The organism is Streptomyces sp. NPDC007971, from assembly GCF_042958635.1.
Taxonomy (GTDB): Bacteria; Actinomycetota; Actinomycetes; order Streptomycetales; family Streptomycetaceae; genus Streptomyces.
This window is the reverse complement of sequence record NZ_JBIBJK010000009.1, coordinates 1-21,657: the sequence shown is the minus strand read 5'-3', so window position 1 is coordinate 21,657 and position 21,657 is coordinate 1. Positions and strand designations below refer to the sequence as shown.

Here is a 21,657-nt window from a genome sequence, read left to right as displayed (position 1 = left end):
GCAGACGGGTGATCGAACGGGCCGGGATGTGCCATGCTCGTCGCGTGACGAGCGAGCCCGCGCGTCCCGCGGACCCCGGTGCCGGCGCCGATCCGGCGGCGCTGGCCAAGGTGGTGGCCCGGCAGCGCGCCGAGATGGAGCGACTGCGGGACACGGCCGCGGTCTCGGCTGTCCTGGAGCGCGCCAAGGGCGCGCTGATGGCGAGGACCGGCTGCTCCCCCGACGCCGCCCACGACGAGCTGGCCCAGCGCGCGAAGGCCGGCAACCGCACGCTGCTGGAGGAGTGCTGGCTCACACTGGGTGCCCTCCTCCCGTCGCGTGAACAGGCCCCCGGGACAGCGCAACCCGGTGCCGCACCGCCCCCGGCCGCCTGGGAGACCCCGCCCGCCGGCACCGACGACCTCGCGGAGCTGCTCGGCCGCATCGGCCGCGACCTGGTCCGGGTCGGCTCCGCGCAGGAACTCGCCGGATGCTTGCTGGATCACCTGGGGCCCGAGGCGGGCGCGAGCGCCGTGCTGCTGTACGAGCGGCTGCGCGACGGCGGGCTCGAACTGATCGGGCACGCCGGCATCGGCAGGGCCTTCGCCCTGCGCTGGCACCGGATGGCGCCCCTGAGCGGCGTCGCCCCGCTCGGTGCGCTGGCGGTGGGCGAGCCGCGCTGGCTGGAGGACCTCGCCGCGGACCGGCAGGACTACCTCCTGATCGGTGACCCGCCCGAGCGATGGCCGTCACGGGCCTGGCTGCCCGTGCCCGGCGGGGACGCCGCCGACTTCGCCCTCGGCGTGCTGCGCCGCCGTGACGGGGCGTTCGCCCCGCGCGAGCGGGAACTGCTGCGGGCCGTGGCGCGGCTGTGCGCGGGCCGGCTGCGGGCCTTCGACGCCCCGCCGGAACAACCCGAGGACGACTTCGCCCAGACCGTGCAGAGCATGCTCGACGCCCTGCCGGGAGCGGTGATCCTGCTGACCCCGCTGCGTGCCGCCTCCGGCGAGGTGGCGGACTACCGCATCGACGCCGCCACCCCCGACGCGGTCGACGTGTTCGGCCGGACCGGACGGGACATGGTGGGCACGCACATTCTGGAGAGCTACCCCTCCGTCGCGGGCGAGCCGCTGTGGCACGGCTACCTGGATGCGCTCATCACCGGGGTGCCGTTCGAGAGCGAGCCGTTCGCCTACCAGGACGTCGCCGACGGGGTGCCCGTGACCGCCACCTACTCGGTGCGGGCGGCGCCCCTGGGCAAGGGACTGCTGGTGACCTGGCTGCGGCACGACACCATGGACCGCCAGGAGCGGCGGCTGGCCGACGTCCAACGGCTCGGCAACCTCGGCTGGGCCAACTGGAACCTGGTCACCGGGGAGATCTCCTGGTCCGCGCAGACCTACGCCGTGCTCGGGCTGGATCCCGCACGCGGACCGGTCCGCCTGGAGCGGCTGCCCGATCTGGTCCTGCCCGACGACGCGGGCATCCTGGCCGACGCGATCGCCTCACTCGTCCGGCAAGCCCGGCCGTTCGACGTCCCGTTCCGCATCGGCGCACCCGAGGGCGTACGGCACCTGCGGATCGTCGCCGAGGCCGTGACGGAACCTGACGGCACCCCCGCCGAGGTGCACGGCTTCGTGCAGGACCTCACCGCGCAGCGCAGCGCCGAGCTGGCGCTGGTGGAGAGCGAGCGCGCCATGCTGCTGCAGCGCGGGATCCTGCAGGCCGAGCGGGCCCTCGCCGCCCGGCTGCAGCACGCGCTGCTGCCGCTGCCCAGCACGCCGGTGCGGCTGGCCGGGCTGCGCGTCGAAGTCGCCTATCTGCCCTCCCAGTCGGGCATCCACGTCGGCGGCGACTGGTTCAGCGCCGTCGAACTGGCCGACGACGCCGCGCTGTTCGTGGTCGGCGACGTGGCGGGCCACGGCATCGGCGCGGTGGCGACGATGGCCCAGCTCCGTTTCACCGCCAAGGGCATGGTCAGTACGGGCTCCTCGCCGACCGGCGCCCTCACCCGGCTGAACCGGCTGCTGCTGAACTCGCGGGACGGCCGGACCACCGCCACCATGGTCCTCGCCCGCTACGACCCGAGGACCGGAGTCCTCGCGTGGGCCCAGGCCGGCCACCCACCGCCGCTGCTCGTACGCCGCGGCGAGGCGCGCTACCTCGACCGCCCCGGCGGCATACTGCTCGGGGCCACCGCGCACCCCGTCTTCGAGTCGGCCGAGCTCCGCCTGGAACCCGGGGACCGGCTGGTGCTGTACACCGACGGCCTGGTGGAGCGTCCCGGCGAGGTCATCGATGCGGGCTTCGCGCGCCTGGCCGCCGCGGCCCGCGCGGACTCTCGCGGCGGGGCCGGTTCCCTGGAGGCGCTGCTCGCCACGCTGCCCGCGGACGAGCGGCGGGACGACGTGTGCGTGCTGGACATCCGGATGCCGCCGGACGAGGAGTAGCCGGACCACGCCGCCCGTCGTCCGCCGTCATCCGTCGCGCCGTCATCCGTCGTCATCAGTCGTCGTCGCGATGTCGCCAATACCAGCAGACGCCGACGACCAGGGCGAGCAGGAAGACGGCGGGCACAAGCAGGCCCGGGATGCGGGAGCCGGTCATCGGCGTGGCCTTCGGTCGTGGTGCGAGGTGCACCCTGCGGCCGAGCGCAGGGTGACTGCCCATGGTGAGACCCGGCGGCCGGCCGCACCTCCGGTTTTCCCGAGGCGTTGCCGGGTGTTCGAACCAAGGTGATCAGCCGCCGTCGACGAGGCCCGTCCGGGACTCCAGCGCACGCCGGGTGTCGTTGCCGTAGACGCCGGTCTCGTCGCCGCTGATGCCGTACCAGAGCTGGAAGCGGGCCACGGCCGCGGTGAGGACCGCGTCGTAGGTGCCGTCGGTGGAACCGTCGCGGTAGATGTCGGGGATGCGCAGCAGGCGCTGCTGCAGGTCGACCACATCGGGGCCGGTGTCGCCCTGACGGAGGGTGCCGGCTCCGTCGGGATCGGCCGACGGGCTGGTGGCGGGGGCCGACGGGGCCGTGTCGGGCGGTGTACCGGTGGCGGGGGCCGCCGGAGCGGCGTCGTGCGGTGCCGAGGTGGCGGGGCGGGAGGGGCCCGCGGTCGCACCGGCCTCCTGGCGGCCGGGGAGCAGGAGGGCACAGGCGAAGCCGAGGAGTGCGGCAGCGCCGACGGCCACGGCGACGGCGGTCCTGCGAAGCCCGGCACCCTGGCGGGGATTCCCCTGGGCGGGCCGGCCGGTGGGATGCCGGGTGCCCGCGACGGGCGGCAGTTCCTGGGTTTCCTCCTCGGCGGTGCGCAGTGCCCGCGCCGCGAGGACATCCGGCGAAGAGGGCGATGACGAGGGCCGCCGGGAGGGCGCCGGAGAGGACGGCCGGGAGGGCGCCGGAGAGGACTGCTGAGAAGGCGCCGGAGAGGACTGCCGGGAGGACAGCGTCGACGGCGGCGACGGCGGCGATTCGAACGAGTCGTACGCCTCCGGTTCCGGGCGCATCTCCCGCATCAGCTCGGCGAGGGCGTCGAAGTGGCGCAGTCGCAGGACCCGGACCGGTTCGAGGACCGGTCCGGAACGGGGCTCTTCGGAATCGGGCGGTGTCGGCACCCTGCTCTCCTTCCGTCCCCCGGAAACGGGAGTGCGCGGTTCCCGTGAGGAGATACGGCGCTCGAAGCGGACCCGTTCAGCCCGTCCGCCGCTGCCGCTCCGGCTCCCGTCCTCGCCGCGCAGCACCCCGTCCTCGACCAGCGGAGCGACACACCTGCCCCTGGCGAACCCCGGAGCGACGCCCGCCGACTTGCCGGGGCCCCGGCCACCGTCAGGCCGAAAGGAGCGCCCCCTGCGTTCCCCGGGCCCCGTGCGCCTGGTGGACGAACCGGGCGAGGGACGCCGTCAGGGCGGTGACGAAGGCGTCCCGGTCCTCCTCGGGGAGGGCGTCCAGGGACAGGTAGGGATTGAGGTCCTCCAGCTCGACCAGGAGCAGCTCGCCGTCCCGCACACGGCAGGCGTCGACGCGCTGGATGCCGTGCACGAGCCCGTTCCAGTCGACGAAGCGCCGGGCGAACTCCAGGTCGGCGGCGGTGGCCCGGTACGGCTGAAGCTCCCAGCGCCGCTCGGGGTCGGGAGCGTGGAGGGCGTACTGGAAGTCGTCGTCCACGAAGTAGAAGGACACCTCGTAGGCGAAGTCGATGCACGGCTGGACCAGCACGCTTCCGTCGCTGATCCCGGCGAAGCCCGCGAGCTGGTCGGCAGGGAGGATCCGCAGCCCGAGGGAGTCCGCGCCGAGCTTGGGCTTGACCACGTACCGTTCGGCCGCGGGCAGCCGGTGCAGGTCCTCGGCACGGTCGACGGTGGGGATGACCGGGAAGCCGGCGGCACTCAGGTCGAGCAGGTACTGCTTGCCCGCCATGTCCGCCTTGCCGCTGAGGGGGTTGTACACGGGGGTGCCGCCCGCGAGGGCGCGTGCACGGAAGGCGTCGTACTCCTGGGCGTAGCCGAGGACGGGCCCGCTGTTGCGGACCACGACCGCGTCGTAGCCGTCCATGAGCGCGGCCGCGTCCAGCGGATGGCACAGGGCGAGGTCGAAGTGCTCCCGCAGACGCGAGGTCAGGAAGACGTCCTCGTCGCCGTAGCGGCGCCCGCGGGCCGGGTACGCCAGGTCGGTGACGTAGAGGATGCGGGGGCGGGCGGCGGACATGCGGGACTCCTCGCGCAGCTGGGGTGCAGAAAGGTTACGCCGCAGGGTGACGCCCCCCTCCCCCGGCCCGGTTCCCAGGGCCCCGTGCCGGGTGGACCGGTTTCCCACTGCACTCAGTTCCCCCACGAGCCCTCTCTTGCTGCACCGAGTGCCAGGGATGGCGGCCGGGTGCTACGTTCCCGTTCATGAGCTCCAGCAGCGCGGCACCGGCCGCGAAGCCGCCGATGCGGGACGCCCTGGTCGCAGCGGCGTTCCAGCTCTTCCTGGAACGCGGGTACGAACAGACCACCGTGGACGACATCGTGACCCTGGCCGGTGTCGGGCGGCGCTCGTTCTTCCGCTACTTCCCCTCGAAGGAGGACGTGGTCTTCCCCGACCACGAGCGCTGCCTCGCCGACATGAGCACCTTTCTCACCGAGAGCGCCGAGGACGACGAGCCGGTACGGCGGGTGTGCGACGCGGCCCGGCTGGTGCTGCGGATGTACGCGGAGAACCCGGCCTTCTCCGTGCAGCGCTACCGCCTGACCAAGAAGGTGCCAGGGCTGCGCGCCTACGAACTGTCGGTGGTGTGGCGCTACGAGCGGGCGCTCGCCGCGTATCTGCGCGGGCGCTTCGCCGGGCGGCCGGACGGGACGCTGCGGGCCGACGTGGTCGCCGCCGCGGTCGTCGCCGCGCACAACAACGCCCTGCGCTCCTGGCTGCGTTCGGACGGCAAGGGGGACGCCGGCGTGGCGGTGGACCACGCCCTGGGATACGTACAGGCCGCCTTCGGGCGGCCGGCCCACCCCCGCGCCATCACCCCCCTGCCCGAGGCCGGCCCCGCCGCGGCCGGCGGCGAGCGGGCCGAGCACCCCGACGACGTGGTCGTCCTCGTCACCCGCCGCGATGCCCCGCTGTGGCGGGTGCTGCAGGAGTTCGAGACCACGCTCGGCCGCGCCTGACACCGCACCCTGCGAACCGCATCCTCACCGGACCTCCGCAGATTCGGGGTACGGAGTGCCTTTACGAGTGACACTCAGTGCCATACTCTGTCGGCGTGCACGGTGGCCCGGTCACCGCGCACCTGCGTGTGCGGCTCGCGCCCGGCACGTGGGATTCCGGCCGAGCGCAGGGGAGTTGACCAGCGTGTTCCACCACTCAGCAAGCACCTCGTATCCGGCGGCCGGCTCCGCGGCGGGTGTGCTCGACCCCGCTTCCACGGACTCCAGGGACGCCATCGTCTACCAGCGCTGCGGCTGGTGCGGCACGGCGACCTACCACCGGCTGCTGTGTCCGGTGTGTCAGGGCAGTGAGCTGAGCACGGAGCGCAGCGAGGGCACCGGGACGGTCCGCCACTCCACCGTGATCCACCGCAACACACCCGCGGCGCGCAATGTGTCGTTGATCGAGATGGCCGAGGGGTTCGTCGTCCGCGGCCGGGTCATGGGGCCGCCCGTCGGCATCCACAGCGGAGACCGGGTCCGGCTGTCCACGGCCAAGGACCCCGTTCGGGGCGAGCCCGTCTTCCAGCTGGTGGACGAGCCGTTCCGGGCCTGGACCTGAGGGCGATCGCACAACCCTCCGCAGCTGCGCGGACATCGGCAGCGACCCGCGGACCGCACCTGGCTTCACCCGACCACGCCCGACCATTCTTGACCCTGCCCGACCGCTCCTGACCGCATCCGACCGCGCTCTCGTGCCCGGTGTGATCGATCACTTGCACTTCACAGGCAACCCACAGACTCCCCCTCCCGTCCTCCGGGGGCGAGGGGTGCCCGGGTACGGCCGTGGCGCCCGAGGTCGGGGTTCGAGGAGGAGCCGTGGTCCGTGCCCGGCGCATATGGGTCGCCGCCGCCGCGTTACTCGCGGTGGCGGGGGCATCCCCAGGAGTGGCAGCCGCGCAGAGTCAACCACGTTCGCAACCAAGGGCGTTGGCGGGTGGCAGCGACGGGACGCTGCCACCCGGGTGGAACGTGGCCGGCGGCTCGTCCGCGCCGCAGCTGGTGTGGCGGTCGAAGCGACCGGTGCCCATGGGTGACGCTCGCGTCGAATTCCGTGCGGACGGGCGGCTCCTGGGAGTTCCGCAGCCGGGCACGGACGGGCGCACCTTCCGGCTCGGCCTGGACGGGCAGGAGGCCGGGAAGCTGCGGGACCTGGAAGTCTGGTCCGGGGGACGGCGGCTGGACCGCCGGCAGACCACCCCGGACACATCACCGGTCCGGCCGCCGGCACCCCTGCCGGCAGCCGGCGTGGACCCGGGCAAACCGGGTTCGTACCGCACCAGGACGGGTGAGTACAGCCTCAAGTCGGTCCGGCTGCCGGGCTTCGCCGCCCCGGTGGAGATGCGCGCGGTGGTCGTCGCTCCCACCGGCGCCCGTGGCCCGCGCCCGCTCGCGCTGTTCCTGCACGGCCGCCACTACACGTGCTACAAGGGCCAAGAGATCAACGGTGACTGGCCCTGCCGGGCGGGCACCGAGCCGGTGCCGAGCCACCGCGGCTATCTGCGCGACCAGAAGCTGCTGGCCTCGCAGGGCTATGTGACCGTCTCGATCTCCGCGAACGGCATCAACGGCCAGGACGGAGACGTCCAGGACGGCGGCGCCCAGGCACGTTCGTCGCTGGTCCGGCTGCACCTGGCCCGGTGGGCCGAGTGGGCCGCGCACCCCGCGACGGCACCGGCCGTCGTACGCGACGCGCCCCGCGCCGACCTGTCGCGCGTCCTGCTGGTCGGGCACTCGCGCGGCGGCGAGGGCGTGAACCGTGCCGCGCTGGACAGCCTCTACCCGCCGCCCGCCGCCCAGGACGGCTACCACGGACCGGTGCGCTGGAACATCCGCGGTCTGGTCCTCATCGGCCCCACCGTCTTCGGCCAGAACCCGGTGCCCGACGTCCCGTCGGCGACGATCCTGCCGGGCTGCGACGGTGACGTCTCCGACCTCCAGGGCGAGGTCTACGTCGACGGCACCCGCGCGGTCAGCCGCGGCGCCGCCCTGCACAGCGCGGTCTACGTCATCGGCGCCAACCACAACTTCTTCAACTCCGAGTGGACGCCCGGGCAGGCCGCCGCGCCCGCCGAGGACGACTTCGGGGACGATCCGCAGCACCCCGACCCGGTGTGCGGCAAGCACTCCGCCACCCGGCTGACGGCCGACCAGCAGCACCGGGCCGGTTCGACCTACATCGCGGCCGCCGCGCGTCTGTTCCTCGCCGGTGACGACGAGGTGCGACCGCTGCTGGACGGCTCCGGCAAGCGCGCGCCGTCGGCGGACCCGGCGCGGGTCCTCACCCACGCGGTGGGCGGGCGCCGCAATGCCGGGTTCCTTCCGGACAGCGGGGTGTCGGTGGCCGGTGGCAGGCTCTGCGCGGCGGTGGACCCCTCCCCGGCCAAGGCCTGCCTCGGTGACGGGGCCAGGGGGAGCTCGCCGCACTTCGCCCGGTGGGAGACGGACCACGAGACCGGACGCAACGCGGTCGCGCTGCGCTGGACCCGCTCCGGCAGCCCGGCACGGGTACGCGTGAAGCAGCCGGTCTCGCTGGCCGGTGACAAGTCTCTGGCGCTCAGGCTGTTCGTGCCGCCGAACTCGCGGGGCACGCGCCTGGACGTGTCGGTCAGCGATGCCTCCGGCCGCAGGGCGGTCCTCGGCACGGCCCGGGTGGACGGGCTGCCCGGCAGTGAGCGCACCGCCTCCTACTGGGCGCGCGAGATCCGGGTGCCGCTGACCGCGGCCACCCGTGGCGGGCTCGACCTGCACAGGATCAAGTCGCTGGAACTGACTCCGCGTTCGGGGTCGGGACAGGCCTGGCTGATGGACGCATGGGGCTGGCAGCCCGGACTCCCGGCGGTGCGGGCGGCCGCACTGGCACGGGTGGACGTCGGCCGGATGACCGTCGACGAGGGCGACTCCGGCGTGCGCACCTACCGGGTTCCGGTCCAGGTGTCGGGGCACGGCAGCGGTCAGGTCCGCGTGTACGCCCCCGATCCGGCCACCGGCAGGGTCACGGACCGCCTGGTCACCGTGCATCCCGGCGGCCATGACATCGACGTCCCCGTCCAGGTGAAGGGCAACACGCGCTACGGCGACGACGTGTCCAACGACATATTCGTCAAGGCGGTGCGGGGGGCGGTCATCGGCTCGTACCAGGGCGGGATCACGGTGCACAACGACGATCCGGCGCCGAAGATGACGGTCACTCCGGTGGCCGACCGGGTCACCGAGGGGCAGGCCCTGAAGTGGCGGGTGTCGCTGTCCGAGGCCGCCGACTCGGACATCGCCGCGACCTTCGTCGCGGTGGCGCCCACCGGCCCGGAGCTGTCCACCAAGGACGTGTCCGCGCGCTGGCTGCGGGACGCCACCGGCACCTCGCCGGACCCCCAGCGGCCCCTGTCCGGGGTGGACGGCGGTCTCTATCTGTGGAAGACCGTCCCCGCGGGCAGGACCAGCGTCGACATCACCGTTCCGACGGTGAAGGACCGGGTGACGGAGCCCGCCGAGTCGGTGCGCTTCCGGCAGATCGACCAGCGGACCGGCGAACAGCAGCCGAACGGGCTGGAGTTGAACGGCACGGTGCTCGACGCGTCGTAGCCGCACCGAGACACCGAGGGGGCAACGGCCTTCTCGGTGCCTCCGACTCGATGGCTCAGGATGCCTCTGGCTCAACGCCTCAGGACCTCCGGGCTCAACGGCTCGGAGCCTGTGCAACCGGGCCGGCTCAGAGCCTCGGAAACCGGCCGGCTCGGGGCTTCCGGGCCGGCCGGCCGAGAGCCTCCGGGTCGGTCGACTGAGGGCCTCCGGGTCGGTCGGCCCTGAGCGTCCGGGTCGGCCGGCCGAAGGACTCGGAATCGGCCGGCTCCAAGCCTCCTCGTCGGCCGGCTCGGGGCCCTGCGGCCGGCAGTATCAGAGCCTTGTGGTGGGCCGGATCAGACCCCCGCAGGCGGCCGGATCACGGTTTCAGGGTCACCCGGATGCCGACCGTGCCCTCCAGCCCACGCCGCAGCCGGCTGCCCAGCAGAGTGAGGCGGCCGGTGATGCCGTACTTCCGGGCGATCAGGGTGCGGTAGCGGGCAGTGGTGGCCGCGTCGGCGATCTCGGCGGTGGCCGGGACCTGGTCGCCGGTGGGACGGCCGCGCAGGTCGCAGGGCCCGACGAGAACGTCGGCGCGGCGGCGGATCCGCTTGACCTTCCAGCTGTCGGCGGCCGTCCAGACCCCGAGGCCGTCCCCGTCCCGGACCACCCAGACCGGGGTGTCGACGGGGGTGCCGTCCTTGCGGTAGCTGGTGACCAGCAGGTACTTGCCCTCGCCGAGCCGGGCCGGCCGCGTGTCGTCCATCCCGGCAGTGTAGGAGGCCGCCCCGTTCCCGGGCACCGCGGGCGGGGCGCGGCCTGCGCTCAGGCCAGCGCCGTCGCCATGCGCCGCACCGCCTCCGTGAGGATCTCCGGGGAGGTCGCGAGGTTGAGACGAACATGACCTGCGCCGCCGGTACCGAAGGGCAGGCCCGAGCTGAGGGCGACCCGGCCGCGCTCCAGGAACGCCTCTGCGGGGTCCTCCCCGAGGCCGAGGGCACGGCAGTCGAGCCAGGCCAGATAGGTGGCCTCGGCGGGACAGGGGCGGATCGCGGGCAGCCGCTCGGCGAGCAGGGCGGTGAGCAGGCGCCGGTTGGCGTCGAGACCGGCCAGCAGGGCGTCGAGCCAGCCGGTGCCCTCGATCAGGGCGGCCGTGTGGGCGATGACGCCGATGTGGCTGGGGCCGTGGCTCACCTCCTCGGGCAGCCGGGCCAGATCGGCGCCGGCCGCGGGACCGGCGAGAGCGAGCGCGGCCTTGAGCCCGGCCAGGTTCCAGCCCTTGGACGCGGACATCAGCGACAGGCCGCGCGCGGCGCCGGGCACGCTCAGATAGGGCACGAAGGTGACACCGGGGACGACGAGCGGGGCGTGGATCTCGTCGGCGACGACCCGGACGCCGTAGCGCTCTGCCAGGTCGGCGACGGCGGCCAGTTCTGCGGCGGTGTGCACGGTGCCAGTGGGGTTGTGCGGGCTGCACAGCAGGTAGGCGGCCCGGCCGCCGGCGGCCGTGACCTGCCGGAAGGTGTCCGCCAGCAGTTCGAGGTCGAGGCGCAGACCGCTGCCCAGCGGGGCCTCCACCACGCGTCGGTCCATGTGGGTGACGAACTGGTAGAACGGCGGGTACACCGGCGAGTTGACGATCACCGGATCGCCGGGTCCGGTGACCAGTCTGAGCATCTCGACCACGCCGAGCATCACGTCCGGGACGATCGCGGTGCGCTCCACGGCGATTCCGTCCCAGTTCCACCGCTTGGCGGCGAACCCGGCCAGGGCTTCGGCGTAGGCGGTGCCCGCGGGGTAGCCCGTGTCGCCGAGAGCAAGCGCGTCGGTAACGGCACGGAGCACCGGCTCGGCGAGCGGCACGTCCATCTCGGCCACCCACAGGGGCAGCACGTCCTCGGGGTAGGCGCGCCATTTCATGCTCGTACGACGTCGCAGCTGCTCCAGGCCGAGAGCGCGCAGCGGATCGGGTTCACCGGGTGTGCCGTGCGGGATGCGGGTCATGGGGCTCAAGATAGGCCGCTGCGGTGCGAGCGAAAACGGGGCGAACCGGTCGGACGCGCAAAGGAGTGCGGCGGCCGGGGCTGGAGGCGGCTGCCTGGGGGCCGCCCAGGAGGTGAAACACCGCGTCCGTCTCCTGGAAGCAGGGCCGGCCCCGGACGCGGGGGCCGGGCCCCGACGCGGTCCGCGACGAGCCGGGGCGGACGGGGAGAACCCCGGAGGCGGGAAGACGGGTGCAGCCGGGGTGCGGCCGGTGCGCTCGCGGTGGGACGCCCCGGGCGCGGACGGCCGGCTCCCGTGGCGGGCCGCGGCTCGGGAGGACGTGGAAAACCCCGGACGGTCGCCGGCCAACTCGGCGGTCTAGATTGCGTCTTGAATGGTGCACTTCTTCTCAGGCATCCAGGAGCTGAACCCACGTGACCGACAACCCGGCAGCCACCAACGACGTGGCCGTGTCGCTGCGCGCCCGCATCAACACCAGCCAGCCGCACACGGCCCGGATCTGGAACTACTGGCTCGGCGGCAAGGACAACTACGAGGTCGACCGCGCGGCCGGCGACCAGATCCGCGCGCTCCACCCGGGCATCGGGGAGTACGCGCGTGCCGACCGGCTGTTCCTGGGCCGGGCCGTGCGCCATCTGGTCGGCGAGCTCGGCATCCGCCAGTTCCTGGACATCGGCACCGGGCTGCCCACCGCGGACAACACGCACGAGGTGGCCCAGCGCATCGCTCCGGACGCCCGGATCGTGTACGTCGACAACGACCCGCTCGTCCTCGCGCACGCGCGCGCCCTGCTCACCAGTACGCCCGAGGGCCGCACCGACTACCTGGACGAGGATCTGCGCAACGTCGACGCGATCCTCGAACACGCTCAGAAGACCCTGGACTTCAGCCGGCCGGTGGCGCTGATCCTGCTCGGCGTGGTCATCTTCATCGGCGACGAGGAGGACCCGTACAGCCTGGTGCGGCGGCTGACGGACCGGCTGCCGGCCGGCAGTCACCTGGTGCTGTCGCACACCATCACCAGCCCGTCGATGCCGGACGTGGACGAGGCCGTCGCGTTCTGGAACGAGCACGGCACCCCGAAGCTGACCCAGCGCACGCCCGGGGACGTGGCCCGGTTCTTCGACGGTCTGGAGCTGCTGGAGCCGGGCGTGGTGTCCTGCTCGCGCTGGCGCCCGGAGAACACCGAGGGGGGCGAGCCGGAGGAGGTCGCCATGTTCGGCGGGGTGGCGCGCAAGAGCTGAGCGCGCGGCGCCGGGGCACAGGCGGGCCGAGAAGATCGCCGCCGTCGCTGAACGCCGCCGGGGCGGGCCACGTACTCAGGCGTGGGCCCTCGACGACCAAAGGGCCCCGCGGTGCCGGCAGGGGCATCGCACGTTCGGGTTCGGGAGCCACGCATGAGGCACGCACGACGACGAGTCGTGAGGCGAGTGACACGACTGGCGGCGGTCGGCGGACTCCTTCTGGGAGGCGCGATGGTCGCACAGGCGGCCATGGCGAGTGAGCCTCCCCCGGCGTCCGTCAAGCCGTTCAGTACGGCCCACACGGCCGGTGACGGCGGCGCGGCGCTGGTGGCGAAGCTCGGCACGGCGCGGACGGCGGGCAGCTGGACCGGCAGCGACGGTCGGCCGGTCGTGGCGGTGACCGACTCGGGGGCGGCACAGACGGTGCGCCGGGCGGGGGCCGAGGCGAAGGTCGTCCCGCACAGCATGAACGAGCTCAAGTCGGCCACGGCCACACTGCGTTCGGCCCCCCGCGTGGCGGGCACCGCATGGGCGGTGGACTACCGGACCAACCGGGTCGTGGTGCAGGCCGACTCCACGGTGTCGGCCGCCGACTGGTCCCGGATGACCCAAGTCGCCACGGGGATCGGCAGCTTCGTGCACATGGAACGCACGAAGGGCACCTTCACCACGCGGCTGAACGGGGCGCAGCCGATCCTGTCGACGGGCGGCCGTTGCTCGGCGGGCTACAACGTCACCAACGGGCAGAGCGACTTCATCCTGACCGCCGGCCACTGCGGGCCCGCCGGGTCCATCTGGTTCGCCGACAACCAGGGTGACCAGCAGTTGGGCAAGACGGTCAGCAGCACCTTCCCCGGGAACGACTTCTCGCTCGTCCAGTACAACTCGGGCAAGGCCGGTGACGGTGCCGACGTGGTCGCGATCGGCGGCGGCAAGGGCGTCAGGATCACCGGGGTGGCCGATCCCACAGTGGGCCAGCGGGTGTTCCGCAGCGGCAGTACCAGCGGGCTGCACGACGGCCAGGTCACCGGCCTGAACGCCACCGTCAACTACCCCGAGGGCACGGTCACCGGGCTCATCCAGACCACCGTGTGCGCCGAACCGGGCGACAGCGGCGGCCCCCTGTTCTCCGACGGCATCGCGCTGGGCGTCACCTCGGGCGGCAGCGGTGACTGCAAGACGGGCGGAACGACGTTCTTCCAGCCGCTGACCAAGGCGCTGGCCGCGCTGAACGTCCGGCTGCTCGTGGCGGCGCAGAACGCGGGCGGATCCCAGAGTGCACCGCCCTCCCCCGCGCCGTCGGCCGCGGCCGCGCAGGGTGCGGCCGCCGCGCCGAGCGCGGCCTCGCCGGGCTCCTCGGCGCCCGTGACGGGCACCACACAGGGGCAGACCCTGCTGGCGCAGCTCACGGACACCCGGACCGTCGGTCCCGGTCTGCTGGTCATCGCGGGCAGTCTGATCGCGCTCGTCGCGACCCGGTACATCCGCTCCGAGCAGGATCGCAGGGCGTACCAGCGGTACTACTCGGCGACGTGGGGCTGACGGAACGACGGGGCCCTCGGCATCGGCGAGGGCCCTCGGCATCGGCGGGTCCTCGGAGGACATCGGCGGAGGTGCTGCGAGAAGGGCCCCCATGCGCTCACGGGTGGCCCGGACGGTGCGGCGGGTGACCGTCGGCCCAGAGGCCGGCCGGTCTTTCAGGCCGCCCGGCGGGACTGCGGGGCCGCGGCGGCCCACTCCAACACGAGGCGCTGGTACTCCGCGCGCTGCTCGGTGGTCAGTGTCCCGCCCGACCGGAGCCACAGGGCCCTGATCTCCTCGTTGACCTCCGCGGCCGATCGCTCGGAGACGGCTTCAACAGTGGTGGACATGCTGTGAAGCATATGCCGATCGACGTGAAGACGCTGTGAGCAAGCACACCGGATACGGACATTTCGGACCGTGTTACTCATCACGTCAATGAGTCGAGCGGCAGCGGGAGTTCATGCCGCCGACGCGCCGAGCACAAGGACCTGGATGGCCAACACCGCTGCGCCACGCGCCCAGTCGTGGAAGTCGGCGACCTTGGTTTCCAGGTCCACGGGAGCGGCCAGCGGGTGCCGGTGGGCACGGATGGCCGCGCGGACCGTGTCCCCCGCCACATCCATGAGGCCGACGCCCTCCCCGGCGAGCAGGATCTTCTGCGGCATCGCGAAGTTGGCGATCTGCGCGACCAGGGTGCCGAGGGCCCGGGCAGCCTCGTCGATCACCCTGAAGGCCATGGGTTCGCCCTCGGCGGCACCGGCGAGGATCTCCTCGTAGGCGGCGTCCCGGCCCGAGGCGGCGCGCATCTGGTAGCGGATGCTCGGGATGGTGAGCAGGGACACGGCACTGCCGCGCTCGCCGTCCGGGGTGAGGGGGCCGTGGGGGTCGATGATCCAGTGCCGGCCGAAGCCGCGGTTCTCCTCGGCACAGGGCACCCGCGTGCCCCCGAGGACCAGCCCGTAACCGATGCCGGCCCCGATGGTCAGGACGACGAAGCGGTCGAGGCCGCGTCCGGCGCCGAACCAGGTCTCCGCCTCGACCAGGGCGGCGACGTCGTTCTCCACGGCCACCGGCAGGCCGGTGCGCTCCCGGACCAGCTCGGCGAGCGGAACGTCCCGCCACTGCAGGAAGGGAGACTCGCCGACCACCGCGCGCTCCTGCACCAGTCCGCCCACACCGATGCCGATGCCCGCGGCGGCGGGCCGGCCGCCGGCGAGTTCGGCGGTCATCTCCGCCAGCAGGTCGGCGACGCGTGCGGGATCACGGTCGGCGAGCGGCCGGTCGAGGCGGGCGACGACCTCGCTGCGCAGGGTGGTGACGACGCCGTACACCGCATCGGCAGTGATCTTGAAGCCGAGGAAGGAACGGGAGGCGGCGACCACGTCGAGCGGCTGCGACGGCCGGCCCTGGCGCGCCTTTGGCGGGGTCGCCGCCTCCGGCACCTCGACGAGCAGGCCGGACTCGATCAGCGGCTTGGTGAGCCGGGTCAGGCTGCCCTGCGAGAGGTCCAGCCGGCGGGCCAGCTCGGTGCGGGACAGCGGTCCGTGCACGAGGACCTCGATCGCCACGAAGCGCTCACCCGGGCTCAGCGGCAGCCAACTACTCATGCGGGACAGCCCTTCCATTTCTTCCGAGAGAGAAGTAACCGCCGCACTCTATCGGGGCCATGGCCCACACTGGGACGATCAGACGGAAGCAGATCGCCCCCTTGACGATCCAATTCTTCTGAAGCAAAAGTAAACTGCATGACCTTTTCCCTCGGCATCATCGGCGCCGGACAGTTCTCCGGTCAGTTCGCCGCGCTGTTCCGGGCCCATCCCGGTGTCGGCGACGTCCACGTCACCGATCTGCTGCCCGAACGGGCCGAGCGGCTCGCCGCCGCCCAGGGGCTGGCGGGTACGTTCCCCTCGTACGAGGCCATGCTGGAGTCACCGGCGATCGACGCGGTCGCGGTCTTCACCCAGCGCTGGACCCACGGCCCACTGGTTCTGCAGGGGCTGAACGCGGGCAAGCACGTGTACTCGGCGGTCCCGATGGCGGTCACCGCCCAGGAGATCGCCGCGATCATCGACGCGGTCCGGGCGACCGGGCTGACGTACATGATGGGCGAGACCAGCCAGTACAACCCGGCGACGGTGCACGCCCGCAACCGGATCGCCGAGGGTGCCTTCGGCCGGCTGTTCTACGCCGAGGGCGACTACGTCCACGACATGGATCTCGGCTTCTACGACGCCTACCGGTACAGCGGCGGCGAGAACTGGAAGGCGACCGCCAGCTATCCCCCGCTGCTGTACCCGACGCATTCCGTGGGCGGGGTGCTCGGGGCCTGGCGGACCCATGCGGTGAGCGTGTCGGCGATCGGGGTGCGCGACGACCGTGACGACGGCGTCTTCGACCGTTCGGTCAGCCGGTTCGACAACGACATCTCCAACGCGACGGCGCTGTTCGAAGCGGCGGGCGGCGGGTCGTTCCGTACGAACGAGTTCCGGCGGGTCGGCTACCCCTCGCACATCCGCGAGTCCCGGTTCCGGTTCTTCGGCACGGAGGCCAGCATGGAGCAACTGGCGACGGTGGCCCTGTGGCAGGACAAGAACGGGGTGAAGGACATCAGCCAACTGCTGGAGCCCAGGCCGACCCTCTCCCCCGACGATCCGTCGCTGCGGCACGTCGCGCCGGAGCTGCGGGCCGCCTTCACGTCGGGTTCGGCGCCGGTGCACGACCGCTCGCGGCTGCCGCGGGAGTTCGACGCGCTGCACAACGGGCACGAGGGCAGCCATCACTTCCTGGTGGACGACTTCGTGACCGCGGTCACCACGCGGACCCTGCCGCCGGTGAACGCATGGGTCGCCGCCCGTTACACCCTGCCGGGCATCCTCGCGCACGAGTCCGCACGGCAGGGCGGGGTCCGGCTGGAGATCCCCGACTTCGGGGACGCTCCGGAGAACTGAGCCCCGAAAGACCGGGGGCCGGGCGCCCGGCTCGGACCGGGCACCCGGCTGAAACCAGGTGCCCCGCTCGGCTCAGGTGCCAGGTTCGGCTCAGGTGCCCGGCTTGCGGCCGTACACGAAGACGTCGTCGCCCGTCCGCAGCAGCGACCAGTACTTCTTGGCGTCCGTCGTGGTCATGTTGACGCAGCCGTGGGAGCCCGGCGGGTTCCACATGCTGAGGTTCACCGAGTGGAAGGCCTGTCCGCCGTCGAAGAACTGGCTGTAGGGCATCGGCACGTTGTAGAGGGTGGAGACGTGGTCGATGTCCCGCCAGTAGACCTTCTTCAGACCGGTGCGGGTCACATAGCCCTTGCGGCCGGTACGCACAGGCACGGGACCGTGGACGAGCTTCTTGCCGTCCTGGATCCAGCTCAGCTGGAGCGTGAGGTTCACGCAGGCGATACGGCCCTTGTTCACCGGGCACTTGCCGTCCTTGTTGGGATTGTTCCCGACGGCCTTCTGCTTGTTCATCAGGTCCATCACGCCCCAGGTCACGGGGCCGGCGTAGCCGATGGCGGGCGTGATGCCGTGCTTGTTCTGGAAGGCCTGGACGGCCCGGCAGTCGGCGGAGGACTGCTTGCCGTCGACCGGGCGGCCGAGGAACTTCTCCACCTGCTTCTGGTACGGCCCCGCCTGTGTGGTGCAGCTCGCGGCCTGGGCCGGCGCCGCGGTGAAGGCGAGCGTGAGCGGCGCCACCAGCCCGGTGACGCCGAGCGCGATGACACCTCGTCTGCGTATGTCCCCCATGTCGTCCTCTTCCCCTTCTCCCCTTGCGTCCCGGGCCCTGCCCAGGTGCTCCCTTTCGCGATGCCCGCGGTTTCCGCCTACTAGACCCGCCTCCGGATCCGACGGTTGTACTTCCGGTCAGGCTGTGACGAAACGGTGAACTTCGTCGCCGCGCAGCCGGCCGGCGGGGAGCCTGCGGCCGTAGGCGACCAGCAGCAGGTCCTGGGCGGACCCGTGCAGCGGGGTGCCGGTACCGAAGGACCAGTCGAGGTCGTCGGCGCACAGCCGCACGCCCCTGAGGTCGGTGCCGAAAAGGCGGAAAGCGCGCGGGTCGATCGCGTCGAGGACGATCCGTACCCGGTCCTCGGAAACCTTCCGTTCCAGGCCGAGGGCGACCGTGACGTCCAGGCCGTGGACGACGTCGTGGCCGAGCGCGGCCGCGAGTCCGCCGACCGGGGGCTTCCAGGGGTGGTGGGCGTGGGTGCGCAGGAAGGCGGCGAGTTCGGTGTCCGGGTGGGCGGCCGCGTCCCGGCGGGCGAGCCGGTCGGTCATGCGGTTCAGGCTGCCGCGCGCCCTCACCAGTTCCCCGAGGACCTTCACGGTCGGATACCGGAACCCCATCGACATGTGTGCGACGACCTCCCGCACCCGCCAGCCCGCGCACAGGCTGGGCGCCTCCCACTGCCCGGGCGTCAGGGTGCCGAACAGGTCGGCCAGCTCCCGGCGTTCGGCGGCGACGGCTCCTGCGGTGACGGTGTCTGCTGCTTTCCCCATGACTCAAGGGTCTGCACCGGAGGCCGACAAGTCCAAGAGCCGGCACGTCTCGGAACTAGCATGATCGGTTATGGAGTTGAGGCAGCTGCGGTATTTCGTGACGGTCGTGGACGAGGCCGGTTTCACCCGGGCCGCCGAGCTGCTGCATCTGGCACAGCCGGGCCTGAGCGCGCAGATACGGCAGCTGGAGCGGGAGCTGGGGCAGCCGCTGCTGGACCGTACGGGCCGCAGGGTGCGGCCGACGGAGGTGGGCGAGGCGGTGCTGCCGTTCGCCCGGGCCGCGCTGGCCGCCGTCGACGGAGTGCGGCAGACGGTGCAGGAGTTCACGGGTCTGCTGCGCGGCCGGGTCGCTGTCGGGCTCCTCCCGGGCACCCTCACCCACGCCTTCGACCTGGCCGGGATGCTGGCCGCATTCCACGCGGCACATCCGCACGTGGAGGTCACGCTCACCGAGGACACCTCGGACCGGATGCTGGCCGCGCTGCGCGCCGGGGAGCTGGACCTCTCGGTGATCGGCGTCGCACAGGAGGAGCCCCCGCCGGGTGTGGACCTGCTGATCGTCGTCGACGAGCCGCTGGTCGTGGCCGCCGTCCCGGAGCATCCCCTGCCGGCCGGGCACGAGGACGCCACGGCCGTCCCCGTGTCCGCACTGTGCGGACACCGCCTGATCAGCCTGCCCCGCGGGACCGGAGTGCGCACCGTACTGGACCGGCTGTGCGCCGAGGCCGGCTTCCGGCCGGACATCGCCTTCGAGGCGGCCACCCCGGGTGCCCTGGCCCGGCTCGCGGCCAACGGTCTCGGTGTCGCGGTGGTGCCGCGCCCGCGGACGGCACCCGGACTGCGCACGCTGCGGATCGCCGACCCCCGGGCACGCGGCCGTGTGGCGCTGGCCTGGCGTACGGACGGTCCCATGGGTCCGGCCGCACGACAGCTGCTGGGGTGCCTGCGCTCGGCGATGGCGGGGTGAGCCGCAGAGCCGGCGGACGGCGCGCAGGGTGACCCGCGGACCGGCGTGACGAACGGCCGCGCAGCACAGGGACGCGCGTCTCAGCCCTGGCCGCGCACCGCCGCAAGGCACGCGTCGTACGCGTCGTCGTACGCGTCTCAGCCCTGGCCGCGCACCGCCGCGAGGCACTCGTCGTAGAGGTCTGCCAGGTCGAGTCGTCCCTCGTGTGCGGCCCAGAGCTCGCTCGCCGTGTCGACGCAGGCGAAGACCGTCGCGACGACCGCCTTGGCACGCACGTCGAGAGCCGGGCCGGGATCGGTGCCCAGCCGCGTCCGGACGACGGGAACGAGGTCGCGCTGCCAGCGCAGGCGCTTCTCGATGTAGCGGGCGTGCAGAGAGGGGGTGTCGAAGATGAGACGGGACAGCTCCAGCACCCGCTCCGGGGGGTGGTGGGCGGTCAGGACGACCTCGAATCCGGCGCGCAGGGCGTCCCAGGCTGACACCTCGGCCGGCTGCTGCTCGACGGTCCGCTTCAGCAGCTCACCCAGTGCCTCCTGGTCGCCGCAGACCAGGTCCTCCTTGGTACCGAAGTAGCGGAACAGGGAGCGCTGCGAGATCCCCGCCTCCCGCGCGATCTGCGCGATCGTCGTCTGCTCGTAACCCTGCTCCGCGAACAGGCGAACCGCCGTGTCCAGGATCGCCTGGACGGCCACCTGTCGCGAACGGTCCCACAAGGTCGTCATGGACGTCAGGCTACCTCACTGGACAGCGACCGCCTACTTGGCATTAACTGCCAGAAAGGCAGCGACTGAAAGAAGGAACGACCATGCCGCCCGTCGACTACCACGGACAGACCACACTGATCACCGGCGCCAGCGCGGGCCTCGGCGCCGAGTTCGCCCGCCGGCTCGCCGCCCGCGGCTCCGACCTGGTACTGGTCGCTCGCCGCAAGGAGCGCCTGGAGGAGCTGGCCGCCGAGTTGCGCACACGCCATGGGATCCAGGTCCACGTCGTGGCGATGGATCTGGCCACGGACAACCCCGGGCAGGCGCTGGCGGCGCGGCTGGACCTGCTCGGCCTGCACGTCACCAGCGTGATCAACAACGCCGGATTCGCCACCTTCGGCTCCTTCCACGCAGCGGATCCGGATCGGCTGCGCCGGGAGATCGCCGTCGACGTGACCGCAGTGGCCGACATCAGCCGCGCCTTCATCGGGCAACTGCGCGCGGAGGGGCGCGGCGTCCTGGTCAACGTGGCGAGCATGGCCGCCTACCAGCCCAACCCGCGCATGGCGCTCTACGGGGCGACCAAGGCGTTCGTGCTGAGCCTCACCGAGGCGCTGTGGGAGGAGTCGCGCGGCACCGGCCTGCGGGTGCTCGCCCTGTCCCCCGGCGCCACCCGGACCGAGTTCTTCGACGTCGTCGGCACCGCCCAGGCCGCCGGCGGGACAAAGCTCGCCACGCCCGACGATGTGGTCCGGACGGCGCTGGCCGCCCTGGACCGCAGGAACCCGCCGCCCAGCGTCATCGCAGGGCGCATGAACCGGCTGATGGCCTTTCTCGCCCGCCGCCTGGCCACCCGGCGGCAGGTCATCCGGGCCATCGGCCGGCTCACCGCCGAGGCGGCATGAGGAGCCGGCCTCACGCAGGAGGCATGACGAAGGCGGCATGACGCGGGCGGCATGACGCGGGCGGCATGACGACGGGGCGTGAGGCAGGCCGTCCTGGCGGCGGCCTCGGGCCGACGGTCAGCTCTTGCCGAGCGCCGTACGGAACCCGGTGTGCACGGCCGTGAGTCCGCCGTCGACCACCAGGGTGGTGCCGGTGATCCAGGCGGCGTCCCGGGAGGCGAGGAAGGCGACCGCCGCCGCGATGTCCTCGGGCTCGCCGACCCGGCCGAGCGGGTAGAGGGCGCGGACGGCGTCGAGTTCGTCGTCGCGCCCCTCCCAGGCGGAGGTGCGGACCGTTCCGGGGGCGACGAGGTTGACCCGCACGCCACGGGCGGCGGCGTGCCCGGCGAGGGTCCGGGCGAGCGAGCCGAGGCCGGCCTTGGCGGCACTGTAGACACCTCAGGCACTCAACATGTCAAGCGGCTTCGGCGAGAGCGGTTGGGAAGGCCGTGTCTTCGTCGAACAGCTTGCAGTTCTGGAGGCAGTGGTAGAGCTGGCCGAGCATGCGGTTGAAGAGGTTGCGCTGGGCGGCTGCGTGCCAGTCTCCGTGGTCGTCGCGTCGTCGCC

General features: G+C 72.7%; 19 protein-coding genes and 2 pseudogenes. 9 read left to right on the top strand and 12 right to left on the bottom strand.

The genetic code is table 11. The annotated features are described in order from the left end of the window. The first annotated feature begins 26 nt into the window (after positions 1 to 26). Complete coding sequence (locus ACFZCP_RS19950) at positions 27 to 2,429, top strand: SpoIIE family protein phosphatase (protein ID WP_391428358.1); 2,403 nt, start codon at positions 27 to 29, stop codon at positions 2,427 to 2,429. Positions 2,430 to 2,484: 55 nt separating this feature from the next. On the opposite strand, the gene ACFZCP_RS19945 is transcribed toward ACFZCP_RS19950, so the two are convergent. From ACFZCP_RS19945 to ACFZCP_RS19935, 3 genes are all read right to left on the bottom strand, one after another. Then, a complete protein-coding gene (locus ACFZCP_RS19945) occupies positions 2,485 to 2,649 on the bottom strand; it encodes a hypothetical protein (RefSeq protein ID WP_391428356.1) in 165 nt (54 codons plus the stop codon). Positions 2,650 to 2,718: 69 nt separating this feature from the next. Then, positions 2,719 to 3,585 (bottom strand): peptidoglycan-binding protein, encoded by an 867-nt coding sequence (locus tag ACFZCP_RS19940; protein ID WP_391428353.1) that lies wholly within the window; start codon positions 3,583 to 3,585, stop codon positions 2,719 to 2,721. Positions 3,586 to 3,796: 211 nt separating this feature from the next. Then, positions 3,797 to 4,675, bottom strand: a complete 879-nt coding sequence (locus ACFZCP_RS19935; protein ID WP_391428351.1) for a hypothetical protein — start codon at positions 4,673 to 4,675, stop codon at positions 3,797 to 3,799. Positions 4,676 to 4,860: 185 nt separating this feature from the next. Here ACFZCP_RS19935 and ACFZCP_RS19930 point away from each other — a divergent pair, with 185 nt between their 5' ends. The 3 genes from ACFZCP_RS19930 (at position 4,861) to ACFZCP_RS19920 (ending at position 9,237) form a co-directional block, all read left to right on the top strand. Then, positions 4,861 to 5,616 (top strand): TetR family transcriptional regulator, encoded by a 756-nt coding sequence (locus ACFZCP_RS19930; protein WP_391428349.1) that lies wholly within the window; start codon positions 4,861 to 4,863, stop codon positions 5,614 to 5,616. 184 nt (positions 5,617 to 5,800) lie between these two features. Beyond that, entirely contained in the window at positions 5,801 to 6,217 is a 417-nt protein-coding gene (locus tag ACFZCP_RS19925) for a zinc ribbon domain-containing protein (RefSeq protein WP_391428347.1), read from the top strand. A gap of 257 nt (positions 6,218 to 6,474) precedes the next feature. Beyond that, positions 6,475 to 9,237: a hypothetical protein gene (locus ACFZCP_RS19920; RefSeq protein WP_391428345.1), complete on the top strand. Its 2,763-nt coding sequence runs from the start codon at positions 6,475 to 6,477 to the stop codon at positions 9,235 to 9,237. A gap of 358 nt (positions 9,238 to 9,595) precedes the next feature. On the opposite strand, the gene ACFZCP_RS19915 is transcribed toward ACFZCP_RS19920, so the two are convergent. Together ACFZCP_RS19915 and ACFZCP_RS19910 are read right to left on the bottom strand one after the other, a co-directional pair. Next, positions 9,596 to 9,982 carry a PPOX class F420-dependent oxidoreductase gene (locus tag ACFZCP_RS19915; RefSeq protein ID WP_391428344.1) on the bottom strand — a complete coding sequence of 129 codons (387 nt, stop codon included), beginning with the start codon at positions 9,980 to 9,982 and terminating at the stop codon, positions 9,596 to 9,598. Positions 9,983 to 10,041: 59 nt separating this feature from the next. Further along, the gene (locus tag ACFZCP_RS19910; RefSeq protein WP_391428343.1) at positions 10,042 to 11,220 is read right to left on the bottom strand and encodes an aminotransferase class I/II-fold pyridoxal phosphate-dependent enzyme; all 1,179 of its coding nucleotides are present in this window, start codon (positions 11,218 to 11,220) and stop codon (positions 10,042 to 10,044) included. 413 nt (positions 11,221 to 11,633) lie between these two features. Here ACFZCP_RS19910 and ACFZCP_RS19905 point away from each other — a divergent pair, with 413 nt between their 5' ends. Beyond that, positions 11,634 to 12,464 (top strand): SAM-dependent methyltransferase, encoded by an 831-nt coding sequence (locus ACFZCP_RS19905; RefSeq protein WP_391428342.1) that lies wholly within the window; start codon positions 11,634 to 11,636, stop codon positions 12,462 to 12,464. 153 nt (positions 12,465 to 12,617) lie between these two features. Beyond that, complete coding sequence (locus tag ACFZCP_RS19900) at positions 12,618 to 14,006, top strand: alpha-lytic protease prodomain-containing protein (protein WP_391428341.1); 1,389 nt, start codon at positions 12,618 to 12,620, stop codon at positions 14,004 to 14,006. Between the two features lie 155 nt (positions 14,007 to 14,161). Here ACFZCP_RS19900 and ACFZCP_RS19895 read toward each other — a convergent pair whose 3' ends face one another. Then, complete coding sequence (locus ACFZCP_RS19895) at positions 14,162 to 14,347, bottom strand: hypothetical protein (RefSeq protein WP_391428340.1); 186 nt, start codon at positions 14,345 to 14,347, stop codon at positions 14,162 to 14,164. A gap of 99 nt (positions 14,348 to 14,446) precedes the next feature. Next, positions 14,447 to 15,595, bottom strand: a complete 1,149-nt coding sequence (locus ACFZCP_RS19890; RefSeq protein WP_391428339.1) for an ROK family protein — start codon at positions 15,593 to 15,595, stop codon at positions 14,447 to 14,449. A gap of 138 nt (positions 15,596 to 15,733) precedes the next feature. On the opposite strand from ACFZCP_RS19890, the gene ACFZCP_RS19885 reads away from it, so the two are divergent. Further along, positions 15,734 to 16,936, top strand: a complete 1,203-nt coding sequence (locus ACFZCP_RS19885) for a Gfo/Idh/MocA family oxidoreductase (RefSeq protein ID WP_391428338.1) — start codon at positions 15,734 to 15,736, stop codon at positions 16,934 to 16,936. Positions 16,937 to 17,026: 90 nt separating this feature from the next. On the opposite strand, the gene ACFZCP_RS19880 is transcribed toward ACFZCP_RS19885, so the two are convergent. Both ACFZCP_RS19880 and ACFZCP_RS19875 read right to left on the bottom strand, forming a co-directional pair. Next, positions 17,027 to 17,722, bottom strand: a complete 696-nt coding sequence (locus tag ACFZCP_RS19880) for a L,D-transpeptidase family protein (RefSeq protein WP_391428337.1) — start codon at positions 17,720 to 17,722, stop codon at positions 17,027 to 17,029. 117 nt (positions 17,723 to 17,839) lie between these two features. Next, positions 17,840 to 18,475, bottom strand: coding sequence for a maleylpyruvate isomerase family mycothiol-dependent enzyme (locus ACFZCP_RS19875; protein ID WP_391428336.1), 636 nt, complete (start codon positions 18,473 to 18,475; stop codon positions 17,840 to 17,842). A 70-nt stretch (positions 18,476 to 18,545) separates the two neighbouring features. On the opposite strand from ACFZCP_RS19875, the gene ACFZCP_RS19870 reads away from it, so the two are divergent. After that, positions 18,546 to 19,442: a LysR substrate-binding domain-containing protein gene (locus ACFZCP_RS19870; protein ID WP_391428335.1), complete on the top strand. Its 897-nt coding sequence runs from the start codon at positions 18,546 to 18,548 to the stop codon at positions 19,440 to 19,442. A 137-nt stretch (positions 19,443 to 19,579) separates the two neighbouring features. Here the strand turns inward: ACFZCP_RS19870 and ACFZCP_RS19865 are convergent, their stop codons facing one another. Further along, the gene (locus tag ACFZCP_RS19865) at positions 19,580 to 20,164 is read right to left on the bottom strand and encodes a TetR family transcriptional regulator (RefSeq protein ID WP_391428334.1); all 585 of its coding nucleotides are present in this window, start codon (positions 20,162 to 20,164) and stop codon (positions 19,580 to 19,582) included. An 83-nt stretch (positions 20,165 to 20,247) separates the two neighbouring features. On the opposite strand from ACFZCP_RS19865, the gene ACFZCP_RS19860 reads away from it, so the two are divergent. Further along, a complete protein-coding gene (locus tag ACFZCP_RS19860) occupies positions 20,248 to 21,051 on the top strand; it encodes an SDR family NAD(P)-dependent oxidoreductase (protein WP_391428333.1) in 804 nt (267 codons plus the stop codon). 117 nt (positions 21,052 to 21,168) lie between these two features. On the opposite strand, the pseudogene ACFZCP_RS19855 reads toward ACFZCP_RS19860, so the two are convergent. After that, positions 21,169 to 21,483 (bottom strand): annotated as a pseudogene (locus ACFZCP_RS19855) (SDR family oxidoreductase); the annotation flags it as partial. Positions 21,484 to 21,505: 22 nt separating this feature from the next. Next, a pseudogene (locus ACFZCP_RS19850) lies at positions 21,506 to 21,657 on the bottom strand (IS110 family transposase); the annotation flags it as partial.